This window comes from Bradyrhizobium sp. A11 (genome assembly GCF_042077125.1).
GTDB lineage: Bacteria > Pseudomonadota > Alphaproteobacteria > Rhizobiales > Xanthobacteraceae > Bradyrhizobium > Bradyrhizobium japonicum_B.
The window spans coordinates 414,852-430,055 of sequence record NZ_CP149509.1 but is presented as its reverse complement, the minus strand read 5'-3'; the positions used below and the strand labels follow the sequence as shown (position 1 = coordinate 430,055).

Here is a 15,204-nt window from a genome sequence, read left to right as displayed (position 1 = left end):
CGAGCCATGAGCGACCCGATCCTCTCGGTTCACAATCTCGTCGGCGGCTACGGCAAGATGACGATCTTGAACGGCACCACGTTTTCGGTGCCGCCGGCGACCATCACCACCATCATCGGCCCCAATGGCGCCGGCAAATCCACCGTGTTCAAGGCGATCTTCGGCCTGCTCAAGCTGCGCGAGGGCAAGATCAGCTTTACCGGCCGCGACGTCACCAATTTGAGCCAGCGCGCGCTGCTCAATGCCGGCATCTGCTACGTGCCGCAGGGCCGCAACATCTTTCCCGAGCTGTCGGTGCGCCACAATATCGAGCTCGGCGGCGTCGCGGCCGGGAAGGGTCTCGACCTGCCGAAGCGGATCGAGGCGGCGCTCGACCTGTTTCCGGCACTGCGGCGGAAGTCGGCGCAGCAGGCCTCGACCCTGTCCGGGGGCGAGCAGAAGCAGCTCGAGATCGCCCGCTCGCTGCTGCTCGAACCCAGGCTGATGCTGATCGACGAGCCCTCGATCGGCCTTTCGCCGCTGATGGTGCAGCAGACCTTCGACATCCTCAAGTCCTTGCGCTCCCGCGGCGTCACCATCCTGATGATCGAGCAGAACGCGCGGTCGGCCCTGGAAATCTCGGACATCGGCATCGTGCTCGAGCTGGGCCAGACCCGCATGGTCGACGACGCCAAGCGCATCCTGAACGATCCGCGCATCGGCCAGCTCTTCCTCGGCGGCGCGATGGAGGAGAGCGCGGCATGAGCGCGGCAATGCGCATCGCCGTGGCCGGCGCCGGCCTGATCGGCCGCCGCCATATCGAGCTGATCGCGGCATTGGAGGACTGCGAGCTCGCCGGCATCGCCGATCCCTCGGCCGCCGCGAAGGATTATGCACTGGCGCACAACGTGCCCAGCTATCCTGATCATCGCGCGCTGCTGGCACAGGAGAAGCCGGACGGTCTCGTCATCGCCTCACCCAACACGCTGCATTTGCCGATGGCCCTTGATTGCGCAGCGGCGGGTGTTCCGGCCCTGATCGAGAAGCCGGTGACCGAGACGGTTGCCACCGCGCAGCGCCTGTGCGCCGCGGTGAAGCGCACCGGCGTGCCGATGCTGGTCGGTCACCACCGGCGGCACAATCCGATCATCAAGTCGGCCCGCGAGACGGTGGCAAGCGGCAAGCTCGGCCAGCTCGCCGCAGTGGCCGGACTGTGGCTGCTGAAGAAGCCGGACGATTACTTCGATGTCGCCTGGCGGCGTGAGGCGGGCGGCGGTCCGCTGCTGATCAACTTGATTCATGACATCGACAATCTCCGCTTCATCTGCGGCGAGATCGTCGAGGTGCAGGCGCTGACCTCGAACAAGGTGCGCGGCTTCGCCGTCGAGGACACCGCGGCGCTCCTGCTGCGTTTCGTCAACGGCGCCCTTGGCACGGTGACCGTGTCCGATGCGACGCCGGCACCATGGAGCTGGGAACTCACATCGGGCGAGAACGCTGTCTATCCCAGACAGGACCAGCCCTGTTACGTCTTCGCCGGAACCAAAGGCTCGCTCTCGGTGCCCACCATGGAGCTGTGGTCGTATCGACAAGATCCCGGCTGGCACGCGCACCTCCTCCGCGAACCGGTCGCATTCTCGGCTTACGATCCGCTCGCCGAGCAGCTTCGGCACTTCCTGGCCGTGATCGCCGGCCGCGTGCAGCCTCTGATCTCGGTCGAGGATGCAATGGGCACGCTCGCCGTCGTCGAGGCCGTCAGCGAAGCGGCGCGCACGGGACAAAAGATCTCGCCGGGGCAGATCATGGAGCAGGCCGCATGAACAAGCGCTCGATCGCCACCGTCTCGCTCTCGGGCAGCCTGGACGAAAAGCTCCGCGCCATCGCGGCCGCCGGCTTCGACGCGGTCGAGATCTTCGAGAACGATCTGTTGTCGTTCGGCGCAAGCCCGCGCGACATCGCAAAGCTCTGCCGCGATCTCAACCTGAACATCTGCGCGTTCCAGCCGTTCCGCGATTTCGAGGGCATGCCCGAACCGCAGCGCTCGCGCAATTTCGCCCGCGCCGAGCGGAAGTTCGATTTGATGCAGGAGCTCGGCACCGATCTCCTGCTGATCTGCTCCAACGTCTCGCCCGCCTCGCTCGGCGGCATCGACCGCGCCGCGGACGATCTTCGCGAACTCGGCGAGCGTGCAGCCAAGCGGGGCTTGCGCGTCGGCTACGAGGCGCTGGCCTGGGGCCGCCATGTCAGCGACTATCGCGACGCCTGGGAGATCGTGCGGCGCGCCGACCATGCGGCGATCGGCCTCGTCCTCGACAGTTTTCACGCGCTGGCACCGGGATTTCCCACCCGCGCGATCGCCTCGATCCCCGGCGACAAGATCTTCATGGTGCAGCTCGCGGACGCACCGAAGCTCGAGCTCGACATCCTGTCCTGGAGCCGGCACTTCCGCTCCTTCCCCGGCCAGGGCGATCTGCCGGTCGTTGAATTCATGACCGCGGTCGCCGCGACCGGCTATGCCGGGCCGCTGTCGCTGGAGATTTTCAACGACCAGTTCCGCGCCGGCTCGGCCGCGCAGACCGCGCTCGACGGCCTTCGCTCGCTGATCCTGCTGGAAGACCAGCTGGCGCCGGATTGGCCGAAATTCGCCGCCGAGCCGCTGGCGCCGAAGGCGAAGAGCCGCGGCACCGGGTTCATCGAATTTGCCGTCAACGAGACCAAGGCCGGCGATCTCGCCCGCCTGTTTTCGCAGCTCGGCTTCCGCAAGACAGGCCAGCATCGCAGCAAGGCGGTGGAGCGCTGGTCGCAGGGCACGGTCGAGCTCGTCATCAACAGCGAGACCGACGGCTTTGCGCATTCGCACTACGTCACGCACGGCCCCGGCGTCTGCGCCATCGCGCTCGACGTCGACAACGCCGGCCTCGCGATGCAGCGTGCCGAGATGCTGAAGGCGCGCACCTTCTATCAGCCGGTCGGGCCGGGTGAGCTGGAGATTCCGGCGATCCACGGCGTCGGCGGCAGCCTGCTCTATTTCCTGGATCAGGCCGGCAAGAACTGGGACACCGACTTCGAGGCGATCGCGGGCAACGCAGACCAGGACGCGCTGCTCGCCGTCGATCACATCGCGCAGACGATGCCCTACGACGAGATGCTGTCCTGGCTGTTGTTCTACACCGGCATCCTCGACCTGAAGCGGTTGCCGCAGATGGAGATCGCCGATCCCAGGGGCCTCGTGCAAAGCCAGGCCATCGTCAACGCCGACCAGAGCCTGCGCGTCGTGCTCAACGGCTCCTCCGCCAACCGCACGCTGCCGGCGCGATTCATCTCGGAATTCTTCGGCTCAGGCGTGCAGCACGTCGCATTCTCTTGCAGCGACATCTTCACGACGGTCGCGGAGATGCGCAGGCGCGGCGCGGATTTTCTCGATATCCCTGATAATTACTACGACGACATCGAAGCCAAATACGACCTCGCGCCCGAGCTGATGGCGCAGCTGCGCGCCAACCACATCCTTTACGACCGTGAGGGCGACGGCGAGTTCTTCCAGGTCTACACCCACATCTTCGACGAGCGCTTCTTCTTCGAGATCGTCGAGCGGCGGAGCTATCAGGGCTTTGGCGCGGCCAATGCTGGCATCAGGCTGGCGGCGCAGGGGCGCGAGGTGCGGCCGATGAGCATGCCGCGGGCGTGACGGTTTTTCCCGCTCCCCCTGTTGTGTTTCTCTCCGCGAGATCGGAATCGTAGGGTGGGCAAGGCGCGCTTGCGCCGTGCCCACCACCTCTCAATGGTTGATAAGAATGGTGGGCACGCTTCGCTTTGCCCACCCTACGATACTTACAATTGAGGGGGCAGAAGAGCCCCCTCATCCGGTAGCTACACCGCCCTCACTTCATCTTGCACTTGTCGTGGAAGCGATCCTGGTCGTTCTCCACGATGGTCGCGACCGTCTTCAGCGCGAGCTGGCCTTCGGAATCCTTGACCACGTCCTGCAGGTAGAAGTTCTGGATCGGGATGTGATTGTTGCCGAACTTGAACGCGCCGCGCACCGACTTGAAGTTGGCCTTCTCCATCTCGGCCTTCATCTCGTCCTTCTTCGAGGTGTCACCTTTCACGGTGTCGACAGCGCTGTTGATCAGGTTCGCGGCGTCATAGGACTGCGCACCGTAGAAGGTCGGGCGCAGGCCGGGATACTTCTTGCGGTAGTCGGCGACGAAGCGCTTGTTCTGCTCGTTGGGGAGGTCGTTGACCCATTGCTGCGCGCCGGGCACCCCGAGCGCGTTCTCTTTCTGGAGCGGCAGCGACAGCTCGTCGATGGTGAAGGCGGTGTAGAGCGGCATCGTGCTCTTCAGTCCGGCCTGCGCATATTGATTGAGGAACTGCACGCCGGCGGCACCGGGGTAGAACACGAAGATCGACTCGGCGCCAGAGGCGCGCGCCTTGGAGAGCTCGGCGGAGAAGTCGAGCTGGCTCGGCCACACCGTGTATTCCTCACCCACGACCTGGCCCTTGAAGGTGCTCTTGACGCCGGCCAGCATGTCCTTGCCGGCGGCGTAGTTCGGGCCGATCAGGAACACCGACTTGACGCCCTTCTGGTTCATGTAGGTGCCGACCGCCTGCGGGGTCTGGTCGTTCTGCCAGGAGGTCGAAAACACGTAAGGCGAGCACAGCTCGCCCGCGAGCTGCGACGGTCCGGCATTGGCCGAGATCAGGAAGGTCTTCGAATCGACCGCGGTCTTGAGCGAGGCGAGCAGCACGTTCGACCAGATATAGCCGACGATGAAGTCGACCTTGTCCGACTGCACCAGTTTCTCGGTCTTCTGCTTGCCGACGTCGGGCTTCTGGCCGTCGTCCTCGTAGATCACCTCCACCGGCTTGCCGCCCATCTTGCGGCCGAGGTGATCGAGCGCGAGCTCGAAGGAATTACGCATGTCGTTGCCGATCACGGCGGTCGGGCCGCTGAAGGTCGAGACGAAGCCGATCTTGATGGTGTCTCCAGCGAATGCCTGATTTGCCAGCACGAGCGCCGCTGCGCCCGCCAGCCAAAATGCCGTCCTCATAACCACTCCCTCCTTATTATCGGTCCCGGAAACGGGGTGATCGCCGCCCCGGGCCTGTCTCTATTGAACGCAAAATCTGTCGAGCCGCCAATGGCTCAGCGCCTGCCCCTGCACCATATTTCGCCCGGATTGGCGATGGCAAGAATTATAATTCTACTCGGTTGGGCCAAGGCTGGTCGGGGCTGCGGCGCTTTTTCGCGCCGGAACGATACATGCGGCCTATGCGGCGATTGATGACGGCTATTGGACGGCACCGCGCAATCGGCACTTAAATGAGGCAGAGCAGCAGCAAGATTCGAGGATCCACATGGCCGCACATCCCCATCGCGTCGTCATCGTCGGCGCCGGCTTCGGCGGGCTGGAGGCGACCTACCGGCTCGCGGGCGCGGGCGTCGAGATCACGCTGATCGATCGCCGCAACCATCATCTGTTTCAGCCACTGCTCTACCAGGTCGCGACCGCCTCGCTCGCGACCAGCGAGATCGCCTGGCCGATCCGCCATCTCATGCGCGACCGGCCCGAAGTGACGACGCTGTTCGCGACCGTGAGCGGCGTCGATGCGGCACGACGTTGCGTACTGATCGACGACGGCAGCGAGGTGCCCTACGACACGCTGGTGCTGGCGACCGGCGCGCGTCACGCCTATTTCGGCCACGACGAATGGGAGCAATGGGCGCCCGGGCTGAAGACGCTGGAGGATGCGACCACCTTGCGCCGTCACATCCTGGTGGCGTTCGAGCGCGCCGAGCGCGAGACCGATCCGGCGAAGCGCGCGGCGCGGCTGACCTTCGTCATCGTCGGCGCCGGCCCGACCGGCGTCGAGCTCGCCGGCACCATCGCCGAAATGGCGCGCCATACGCTGCCCCGCGATTTCCGCAACATCGACACGACGACAGCGCGGGTGGTGCTGATCGAGGCGGGGCCGCGTGTGCTCGCCGGCTTCGCCGACGACCTCTCGGCCTATGCGCAGGCGTCGCTGGAGAGGATCGGCGTCGAGGTCGTGCTGGGACAGGCCGTCACCGAGATCAACCGCGAGGGCGTCGTGTTTGGCGGCAAGCTGCTCGAAGCCAAGACCAGGATCTGGGCCGCCGGCGTGCGCGCCTCGCCTGCCGCCGAATGGCTGGGGGCACCGCACGATCGCGCCGGACGCGTGCTGGTCGAGGCCGACCTCACCATATCAGGCCATCCCGAGATCTTCGCGATCGGCGACACCGTCAGCGTCAACGCCTGGGACGGCAAGCCGGTGCCGGGCATCGCGCCGGCGGCCAAGCAGCAGGGCCGTCACGTCGCCGAGACCATCAAGGCCCGCCTGCGCGGCGCTGCGACCGGCCCGTTCCGCTACAAGCACGCCGGCAGCCTGGCTCAGATCGGCAAGCGGGTCGCCGTCATCGATTTCGGCCGCTTCAAGCTGCGCGGCGCGATCGCGTGGTGGATCTGGGGCATCGCCCACATCTACTTCCTGATCGGCCTCCGCCACCGGCTCAGCGTCGCCTTGAGCTGGCTCTGGATCTACGCGCGAGACCAGCGCGCGGCGCGGCTGATCACGCAGGGATCAAGCAAGGTGGTGTAGGGGGACGCTGACGCAGCGGCTACCTCTTACCCTCCCCTGGAGGGGGAGGGTCGGCTCACATGGAGCTCAGCTTAATGTGAGGCGGGGTGGGGTGACGGTCTCTCCACCTCCAACAGTGCCCAAGTGGATAGAATCACCCCACCCCGCTCGCGCTGTGCGCGATCGACCCTCCCCCTCCAGGGGAGGGTGAAGAAAGTTCGAGCTCACCGCTGCATTCACTTCACCAGCTCGCACCCGCCCTCCGCCAGCGGGCGGAAGGCCTGGTCGGCGGGAATTGTCGAGACCAGCTTGTAATAATCGTAGGGGTATTTCGACTCCTCCGGCTTCTTCACCTCGAACAAATACATCGGATGCACGACGCGGCCGTCCTGACGGATCGTGGTGTCGCCGAACAGTCTGTCCTTGCCCTTGAATTTCTTCATCTCGGGCACGGCATCCTTGGCGTTGTCGCTGCCGGTCGCCGCGACGGCATTGAGATAGGCGAGCGTCGAGGCATAGACGCCCGCCTGATTGCCGCTCGGCATCTTGCCGTTCATGCCGGGCCGCGCGGCGAAGCGCTTGGCGAAGGCGCGGGTGTCGTCGTTCATGTCCCAATAGAAGGCTTCCATGAGCTGCAAGCCCTGAGCGACCTTGATGCCCATGCCGTGAATGTCGTTGATGAAGAGCAGGAAGGCGACGAGCTTCTGTCCGTTCTGCTGGATGCCGAACTCGGCGGCCTGCTTCACGGCGTTGATGGTGTCGCCGCCGGCATTGGCAAGGCCGATCACCCGGGCCTTCGAACTCTGCGCCTGTAACAGGAAGGAGGCAAAGTCGGAGGTGCCGAGCGGATGCTTGGAGGAGCCCAGCACCTTGCCCCCATGGCCCTCGATGTATTTCTGCGCCTCGGCCTCGATGCCCTTGCCGAGGGCGTAGTCGACCGTGAGGAAGTACCAGTCCTTGCCGCCGCGCGACATCATCGCGGCCGCCGTGGTGTTGCCGGTGGCCCAGGTGTCGTTGACCCATTGGATGGTGTTGGGCGAGCAGGCCTTGCCGGTGAGATCGGAGCTTGCGGTCGACGACGCCAGGAACGTCATGCGGCTGTCGCGCAGCAGCGTGTTGATGGAAAGACCGACCGCCGAATTCGGCACGTCGACGATGGCATCGACGCCTTCGACATCGAGCCATTTGCGGGCGATGGCGTTGCCGACGTCGGCCTTGTTCTGGTGGTCGGCATAGACGATTTCGACCTTGATGTTCTTAGCCCCGCCGTTGAAATCCTCCGCCGCCATGCGTGCGGCTTCCACCGAGCCCATGCCGTTGGTGTCCTGGAAGATGCCGGAGATGTCGTTGAGCACGCCGATCCGGACGACATTGTCCGAGATCTCGGCGCTTGCCGCGCCGGCGACCAGGCTCGCGGCCAGCGCGAACGTCCACTTCAGATGTTTCATGGTTCCCTTCCCTGTTGATGCGTTGCCGCGCCGGTCGTTGCCGGGAGCGGTCGAAAGATCAGTTGGCTTTGCAGGTCAGACCTGCCGTTCCGGCAGCCTCACGATGAGCCCGTCGAGCTCCGGCGTGATCGTGATCTGGCAGGACAGCCGGCTGTTCGGCCGCCGCTCGCTCGCGGTGCCGTCGAGCAGCGCGTCCTCGTCGTCGGCCATATCGGGCAGGCGCGCGAGCCAGCTTTCCTCGACATAGACGTGACAGGTCGCGCACATGGCGTTGCCGCCGCATTCGGCCAGAATGCCGTCGAGGCCGTGACGGGTCGCCGCCTGCATGGCGCTCTCCTCACCGGAGGTCTCGACGCGCTCGGACTTGCCGTCGGCATGGATGAAAGTGATGGCGGGCATGAAGCTCCTCGTCAGGCCGGGGTGATGGTCACGGGCAGGCTATCGAGCCCGCGCAGCGTGTTGTTGAAGCGGCGTTTCGGCTCGCCCGTGATCTCGATTTTCGCGACGCGGCGCGCCAGCGCAGTCAGCATCACCTCGCCTTCGAGGCGGGCGACGAGCTGGCCGACGCACATGTGGATGCCCGAGCCGAAGCCGACATGGCCGGAGGTGCGGCGGGTGATGTCGTAGCTGTCGGGCCGGTCCCAGCGCCTGGGATCGCGATTGGCGGCGGCGAGGAACATTAGTACCTTCTCGCCCTCGCCGATCGTGGCGCCCGAGAGCTCGACCTCGCGCGTCGTGGTGCGGAAGAAGGTCTGCACCGGGCTTTCGAACCGCACCGCCTCCTCGAAGGCGTTGCGCGCCAGCGTCGGATCATCGCGCAGGCGCTGCCACTGGTCGGGAAAGCGCGCGAGGCAATAGACGGCGGCCCCGATGCCGTTGACCGTGGTGTCGAGGCCGGCCGACAGCAGCGAGCGTACCAGCAGCGGCGCCTCGGTGGCCGTGATCTCGCCATGGTCGACGCGGGCATGAATGCAGGCCCCGAAGCCGCCGGGCGCAAGGTTGTCGCGCTGGCATTGCTCGGCGACATAGGCCTGGTGCGGCGCCGAGCGCGCGATCGCCTGCTGGCGCAGCTCATTCGGCGGCCCGAACGCGTTGAACACGACGCTGGCGTAGGGAATCAGATGCTCGCGTCCCTCCGGCTTCAGGCCCAGCGCATCCGGAAAGATCGAGAGCGGATAGGCCTCGGCGAGATCGGCGATCGCGTCGAAGCTGCGCTTCTCCAGCAGCGCGTCCACCCGCTGCTCCGCCGCGGCGGCGAAGCGGTCGCGCACCTGCTTCATCGCGGTCGGCGACAGCACTTTCGACAGCACGGCCCGGGTGCGGGTGTGCGCGGGCGGGTCGGCCTCGAGGATCAGGCTCGGCGGCCGCCACGGCGTCTCCTTCTTGAAGTCGGACAGGCCGACACCGCGGCTGGAGCAGAAGGTCGCGGGATCGTTCAGCACCGCATGGACCTCGGCATAGCGCGCCACGCCATAGACGTTCCATTTGTCGAGATAGACCACCGGCCCCGCCTCCCGCAGCCGCTGATGTGCGGGATAAGGGTCGGCGAAGAACGTCATGTCGAACGGATCGACATCGAGGTGCGGGACGGAAGCAGGGCCCGTCGAGACCGGGGTGCCGGATGCGGTCATGGAAGACCTCCCTCATTTTGATCTTGTGAAAGGGCGGCGCATGCCATTAGGTCTTTGGGCCCACCGCGAGTCAGAACCCCGACATGCCCGCGCCTTCGACCAGATCCCGGCAAAAGCCTGCGCCCAATGATGCTGGGCCAACGCTCGATCTCGACCGCTACGTCCCCGCGTTCGTCACCTTCATCGCCAACAAGCTCTCCAACAGCGCGACCGCGTTCTATCAGCGCGAGTTCGGCGTCAACGTCACGGAATGGCGGATCATGTCGCTGCTGGCGATCGAGCCCGGCATTCCGGCCTCGCGCATCTGCCACGTCATCGGCTTCGACAAGGGGCCGGTGAGCCGGACGCTGGCCGGCCTCGAGAAGCGCGGCCTGGTCTCGATCCGCACCGACCCGAATGACGGCCGCACCCATTCGATCGCGCTGACGGCAAAGGGCCGCACCACGCATGACAAGGTGATCGTGGCGGCGCTCGAGCGCGAACGGCGGCTGTTGTCGTGCCTCAACAAGGACGAGCGCGAGGTGCTGATCAATCTGCTCCGCCGGCTGCACGACAATCTCGGTGCGGTCACCGGCGGCATCGAGCCCTGACGGGTCGCGCTTCAGGCGCCACCTTCCGTCACGTCCAGGCATGCGCCGGCGCTTGCCGACGGCACCGTTCGGGCCGAGCATTGTTTCCTCCAGGATCAGACGCGGCAGTTTCCCTGCCGTCATCGCTCCCCGGAATGGTTCGCACGAATTAGTTGCCTAGGCAACAAAATAATCAGAAATATATTGCGGCAGCGGCTGGCGTAGTTGCGAGCCCGGATCTCGTGTCCCGGACGCGCCGCAGCGTGAAACGCTGCGGCGCGTCCGGGACCCAGCCGCCGCAGTGCATTGGGATCGATGGGCCCCGGCTCAGCAGCGCATCACACCGGACGATGCTTCGCATCGCCGGGAGTGCTGCGCTGCGTCCGGGGCACGAGAGGAGTATGCGTCGCAACAGCGTGTCAGCCGGCGCAGCCGACCCACGCGTCCGACGCATCATCATTCAACCGCGCCACCGCATCCGCACGCCGCGCCAGCACGGCGCGCTGGTTGATGTAGCCCTTGTCGGTGATCTCGCCGCCGTCGACCGACGGTGGCTCGGCGAGCAGCAGCGCACGCGTGGCGTGACCAGAGGAGTTGGGGCCCTGCTGCTTCAGTCTTGCGAGGCCCTGCGCGATGGCGCTCCTGACCTTGTCATGGGCGAGCACCTCGCTCACATCGGCGGTCTCGCCCAGGCCGGCATGGGCGCGGCAGGCCACGATGTTGGGGAACACCAGGAAGCGAACTTCGTCGCCACCATGGCCTGCAACCACGATGTCCTGCGCCAGCGGTGCCAGGGCAGCGATGCCGGCGACGCGCAGCGTGCCGACATTGACCCAGGTGCCGGAGTTGAGCTTGAAATCCTCGGCGACGCGGCCGTCGAAGAACAGGCCGCGTTCCGGCCGCGCATCGTCGGCAAGCTTGACGGCATCGCCGATCAGGTAAAAGCCCTCGTCGTCGAAGGCCTGCCGGGTCAGCTCCGGCGCCTTCCAATAGCCCGGCGTGACGTTGGGGCCGCGCACGCGCACCTCCAGCTTGTCGCCGGAGGTGACGAGCTTCAATTCGGTGCCGGGAATGGGCACGCCGATGTTGCCGGAGCGCTCGGCGAGGAAATGGCAGTCGGTCGCGAGCGGCGACGTTTCCGTCGAGCCCCAGGCCGAAACCATCGGCAGCGCGCGGCCGACGGTCTTGATCGAAAGTTCCTCGAGCGCGTCCCAGAGATTCTGCGGCAGGGCAGCGCCGGCATAGAAGGCGAATTTCACCTCGCCGAAGAAGCGGCGGCGCAGCTCCTCGTCGCCGCGCAGCGCCGCGATCAGCATGTCGAAGCCGCGCGGCACGTTGAAATAGACCGTCGGCAGCACGCTTTTCAGATTGGCCAACGAGGTCGCGAACAGCCCAGGCGCGGGCTTGCCGCCGTCGATATAGAGTGAGCCGCCATTGCGCAGCACGAGATTGAAATTGTGGTTGGCGCCGAAGGTGTGGCTCCAGGGCAGCCAGTCCAGGATGACGAGATCGCCGCGCGTCTGCTCGAGAAACGTCCAGGTCTGGGCCTTGGCCTGCTGGCTCGAGGTCAGCATGCGCTGGGTGTTGATGACGGCTTTCGGCGTGCCGGTCGAGCCTGACGTGAACAGGAACTTTGCGATCGTGTCCGGCGTCACCGCGGCGAATGCCGTTGCGACGTCGGGGCTCTCCGGCGTTGCCGCGACGGCGCGGAAAGCGAGCGCGCCGGCGTCATCCTCATTGCCGCTGATGATCTGCGCATCGTGCAGCGGCGCGATGGCGGCCAGCGCGGCCGCGAAGGGCCTGGTCGCAGAGACGTAGATCGCGCCCGGCTCGAGCAGCACGATCATGCTCTTGAGCTTCTCGAAATCCCGGGACATCAGCGAATAGGCCGGCGAGATCGCGGCCGAGGGCACGCCGACATGCTGGGCGGCGAGCGCGAGCAGCGCGTGATCGATGCTGTTGTCGGAGAGGATCGCGAGCGGGCGTTCCGCGCTGAGGCCCTGCGCCAGGATCCAGGACGCGGCCGCGCGCACCTGGCGCAGCGCCTGCGCATAGGTGACGGTGGTCCACGGCGCTTCGACATTGCCGCGCTCGGCGAGGAAGATCGCATCCGGCGTCTGCCGCGACCATTGCTCCAGCCAGTCGCCGACGCAACGCGCGGCATCCCGCAACGGATCGGGCGATCGCAGCACGATGCTGCCGTCGGCGCGATGCTCTGCGACGGTGCGCGGGCTTGCGAACAGGCCCGCAACGTCACCACGTGGGGCGACTGTCATATGTGTCTCCTCCCTCCGTCCGGATACGACCGGCTGCGACCTCGTTCGGGCTGCTTGGCCATAATGTTGGGCATGACAATTGTTGTCGTCAACAACAATCTTTTACTTGCGGCCCTGCCGCGCTAAGGTTGGCGGGCGGGAGACATGATGTGACAGCCAGCGCCCCCCAGACTGCCCCACGCAAGCGCGCCGGCAATGGCGCGGCGCCTCGCGATGCCGCCGACGACATCGGGCTCGATGCGCTGGTCGGGCACGCCGGCTACGCGGTGCGGCGCTTCCAGATCTGGATTTTCCAGGACTTCATCAAGACGCTCGGCGACGTCGACATCAGGCCGACGCAATATTCGGTGCTGACGCTGATCGGCGCCAATCCGGGCCTGTCGCAGATGGCGGTGGCCAAGCGCCTCGGCATCGAGCGCGCCCGGCTGGTGCACCTGCTCGACAGCCTCGAGCAGCGCAAGTACCTCAAGCGGATCAAGTCGAAGGCGGACCGCCGATCCCACGCGCTGCACCTCACCGCGCAGGGCGAGACGGCGCTGGCGAAATTCAAGCGGCTCGCGGCCGAGCACGAGCGGCACGTCGAAGAGAAAATCGGCAGGGAAAACCGGGCGCAGCTGCTTCGGATCCTCGCTGGCTTTACCTAGACTCGACTGCCTATGATTTGGGCAGATGCCTGTCGGAGGGCGATGACGCCGGCGCCGATGAGCTTGCCGAAACACCTCATAAGCATCTGATAAATCGATTATTTTCCACGTCGATGGTGCTGTCCTGGCATTGTACACAATGGCACATCGCTTGCTTCCCTCGCGATGAGGACAGATTGCCGGAGTTTTGTCGCCATGAGGGCTGAGCAGCCTGAAACGATCGCCGCGATTGTGGCCGCGCATCGCGCCGGCACGCTGACGCCGACAGAGACGGTCGCGCGGACCTATCAGCGCATCCGCGATAACGGCGATCCCGCCATCTTCATCAGCCTGCGTGACGAGAAGGATGCGGTCGCGGAGGCCGAGAGGCTCGCCGCGCGTGCGGATGCCGCCAGCCTGCCGCTGTACGGCGTGCCGGTCGCGGTGAAGGACAATATCGACGCGCTGGGCTTTGCGACCACCGCCGCCTGCCCCGCCTTTTCCACCGCGCCGGCCCATGATGCGACCGCGGTGGCGAGGCTGCGCGCCGCCGGTGCCATCATCATCGGCAAGACCAATCTCGACCAGTTCGCGACCGGCCTCGTCGGAGTACGCTCGCCCTACGGCATTCCCAGGAATTCAGTTCGCGACGATCTCATTCCCGGCGGTTCGAGCTCCGGCTCCGCCGTGGCGGTCGGCGCCGGCCTCGTGCCGCTGGCGCTCGGCACCGATACTGCCGGCTCGGGGCGGGTGCCGGCGATGCTCAACAACATCGTCGGGCTGAAGCCGAGCCTCGGCATGATCTCGAATGCCGGCCTGGTGCCGGCCTGCCGTACCCTCGACTGCATCTCGGTGTTCGCGCTGACGGTCGACGACGCGGCGCTGGCGCTGTCCGTGATGGCGGGACCGGACCCGGCCGATCCGTTCTCACGCGACCGGCCGCTTGGCGCGATGACGCCGCTCCCGGCAGATCTGCGCCTTGGCGTGCCGCGCAGCGGACAGCTGATCTTCTTCGGCGACAAGGATGCCGAGACTGCCTACGCCGAGGCGCTGAAGCGCTGGACCGCGCTCGGCGCAACGCTGGTGGAGTTCGACCTCGAGCCGTTCTACGAGACGGCGCGGCTGCTCTATGAGGGGCCGTGGGTCGCCGAGCGCTATCTCGTGATCAAGGATCTGCTTGCCTCCGCCCCCGATGCGATCCATCCCGTGACGCGCGAGATCACCGCGGCCGGCGCGCGGCTGACGGCGGCCGAAACGTTCTCCGCGCTGTACCGCCTGCAAGGCCTGCGCAGGATCGCCGAGCGCACCTTTGCCAATATCGACGCGCTGGTGCTGCCGACGGCGCCGACGGCCTATACGACCGCGCAGGTGCTCGCCAATCCGATCGAGCTCAACAGCCGGCTCGGCACCTACACCAATTTCGTCAATCTGCTCGACCTCTGCGGCCTCGCGCTGCCGGCGTCGATGCGCAGCGACGGCATTCCGTTCGGCATCACGCTGCTCGCCCCCGCGGGGCATGACGCGCTGCTCGCGAGCATCGGCCGCGTCTTCCATGCGGATACCAAGCTCGGTCTCGGCGCCAAGGGTGCGGCGCAGGCACCGCTCGCGCCGCTGCCCGCAGGCCGCAGCGACGACATCCCGATCGCCGTGGTCGGCGCGCATCTGTCCGGCATGGTGCTGAATGGCGAGTTGAAGGCGCTGGACGGACGCCTGATCGAGGCAACCAGGACTGCGTCCGATTACAAGCTCTACGCGCTCAAGACCACGCCGCCAAAGCCCGGCATGCTGCGCGTCGCCGCCGGCATGGGCGCGGCGATCGAGCTGGAGATCTGGTCGCTGTCGCCAGCCGCCTTCGGCCAATTCGTCAACGCGATTCCGTCGCCGATGGCGATCGGCACGGTGCGGCTTGCCGATGGCCGCAGCGTGAAGGGGTTTCTGGTCGAGCCGGAGGTGCTGGGCGACGCGCGTGATATCACGGCTTATGGGGGATGGCGCGCGTATATGAAGGAAGCTGCCACAAAGTCAATTTCGTAGGGTGGGCAAAGCGTAGCGTGCCCACGTTCTCTGAATTATAA

At 66.0% G+C, this 15,204-nt stretch carries 12 protein-coding genes; 7 read left to right on the top strand and 5 right to left on the bottom strand.

All coding sequences use genetic code 11. From position 1 onward, the window contains the following. The first annotated feature begins 6 nt into the window (after positions 1–6). From WI560_RS01885 to WI560_RS01875, 3 genes are read left to right on the top strand one after another with little or no spacing between them, the layout of a single operon-like run. A complete protein-coding gene (locus WI560_RS01885; RefSeq protein WP_375306674.1) occupies positions 7–744 on the top strand; it encodes an ABC transporter ATP-binding protein in 738 nt (245 codons plus the stop codon). Further along, a complete protein-coding gene (locus tag WI560_RS01880; protein ID WP_375306673.1) occupies positions 741–1,799 on the top strand; it encodes a Gfo/Idh/MocA family protein in 1,059 nt (352 codons plus the stop codon). Before WI560_RS01885 ends, WI560_RS01880 begins: the two co-directional genes overlap by 4 nt. Next, positions 1,796–3,667 (top strand): bifunctional sugar phosphate isomerase/epimerase/4-hydroxyphenylpyruvate dioxygenase family protein, encoded by a 1,872-nt coding sequence (locus tag WI560_RS01875; protein ID WP_375306672.1) that lies wholly within the window; start codon positions 1,796–1,798, stop codon positions 3,665–3,667. Before WI560_RS01880 ends, WI560_RS01875 begins: the two co-directional genes overlap by 4 nt. A gap of 193 nt (positions 3,668–3,860) precedes the next feature. On the opposite strand, the gene WI560_RS01870 is transcribed toward WI560_RS01875, so the two are convergent. Next, positions 3,861–5,033, bottom strand: a complete 1,173-nt coding sequence (locus tag WI560_RS01870) for an ABC transporter substrate-binding protein (RefSeq protein WP_375306671.1) — start codon at positions 5,031–5,033, stop codon at positions 3,861–3,863. A gap of 307 nt (positions 5,034–5,340) precedes the next feature. Here WI560_RS01870 and WI560_RS01865 point away from each other — a divergent pair, with 307 nt between their 5' ends. Continuing rightward, entirely contained in the window at positions 5,341–6,603 is a 1,263-nt protein-coding gene (locus WI560_RS01865; RefSeq protein WP_375306670.1) for an NAD(P)/FAD-dependent oxidoreductase, read from the top strand. 215 nt (positions 6,604–6,818) lie between these two features. Here the strand turns inward: WI560_RS01865 and WI560_RS01860 are convergent, their stop codons facing one another. The 3 genes from WI560_RS01860 to WI560_RS01850 all read right to left on the bottom strand — a co-directional run bounded on the left by WI560_RS01860 (position 6,819) and on the right by WI560_RS01850 (position 9,661). After that, complete coding sequence (locus WI560_RS01860) at positions 6,819–8,030, bottom strand: ABC transporter substrate-binding protein (RefSeq protein ID WP_375306669.1); 1,212 nt, start codon at positions 8,028–8,030, stop codon at positions 6,819–6,821. Positions 8,031–8,105: 75 nt separating this feature from the next. Next, a complete protein-coding gene (locus WI560_RS01855) occupies positions 8,106–8,429 on the bottom strand; it encodes a 2Fe-2S iron-sulfur cluster-binding protein (protein WP_375306668.1) in 324 nt (107 codons plus the stop codon). Between the two features lie 11 nt (positions 8,430–8,440). After that, the gene (locus WI560_RS01850; protein ID WP_375306667.1) at positions 8,441–9,661 is read right to left on the bottom strand and encodes a cytochrome P450; all 1,221 of its coding nucleotides are present in this window, start codon (positions 9,659–9,661) and stop codon (positions 8,441–8,443) included. Between the two features lie 83 nt (positions 9,662–9,744). Between WI560_RS01850 and WI560_RS01845 the strand changes: the two genes are divergently transcribed. Beyond that, positions 9,745–10,251: a MarR family winged helix-turn-helix transcriptional regulator gene (locus WI560_RS01845; protein ID WP_375306666.1), complete on the top strand. Its 507-nt coding sequence runs from the start codon at positions 9,745–9,747 to the stop codon at positions 10,249–10,251. Between the two features lie 398 nt (positions 10,252–10,649). On the opposite strand, the gene WI560_RS01840 is transcribed toward WI560_RS01845, so the two are convergent. Beyond that, positions 10,650–12,506, bottom strand: a complete 1,857-nt coding sequence (locus WI560_RS01840) for a feruloyl-CoA synthase (RefSeq protein ID WP_375306665.1) — start codon at positions 12,504–12,506, stop codon at positions 10,650–10,652. Between the two features lie 149 nt (positions 12,507–12,655). Between WI560_RS01840 and WI560_RS01835 the strand changes: the two genes are divergently transcribed. Both WI560_RS01835 and atzF read left to right on the top strand, forming a co-directional pair. Then, on the top strand, positions 12,656–13,150 hold the full coding sequence (locus tag WI560_RS01835; RefSeq protein WP_375306664.1) for a MarR family winged helix-turn-helix transcriptional regulator: 495 nt from the start codon (positions 12,656–12,658) through the stop codon (positions 13,148–13,150). A 195-nt stretch (positions 13,151–13,345) separates the two neighbouring features. Continuing rightward, positions 13,346–15,163 (top strand): allophanate hydrolase, encoded by a 1,818-nt coding sequence (gene atzF, locus WI560_RS01830; protein WP_375306663.1) that lies wholly within the window; start codon positions 13,346–13,348, stop codon positions 15,161–15,163. Positions 15,164–15,204 lie beyond the last annotated feature (41 nt).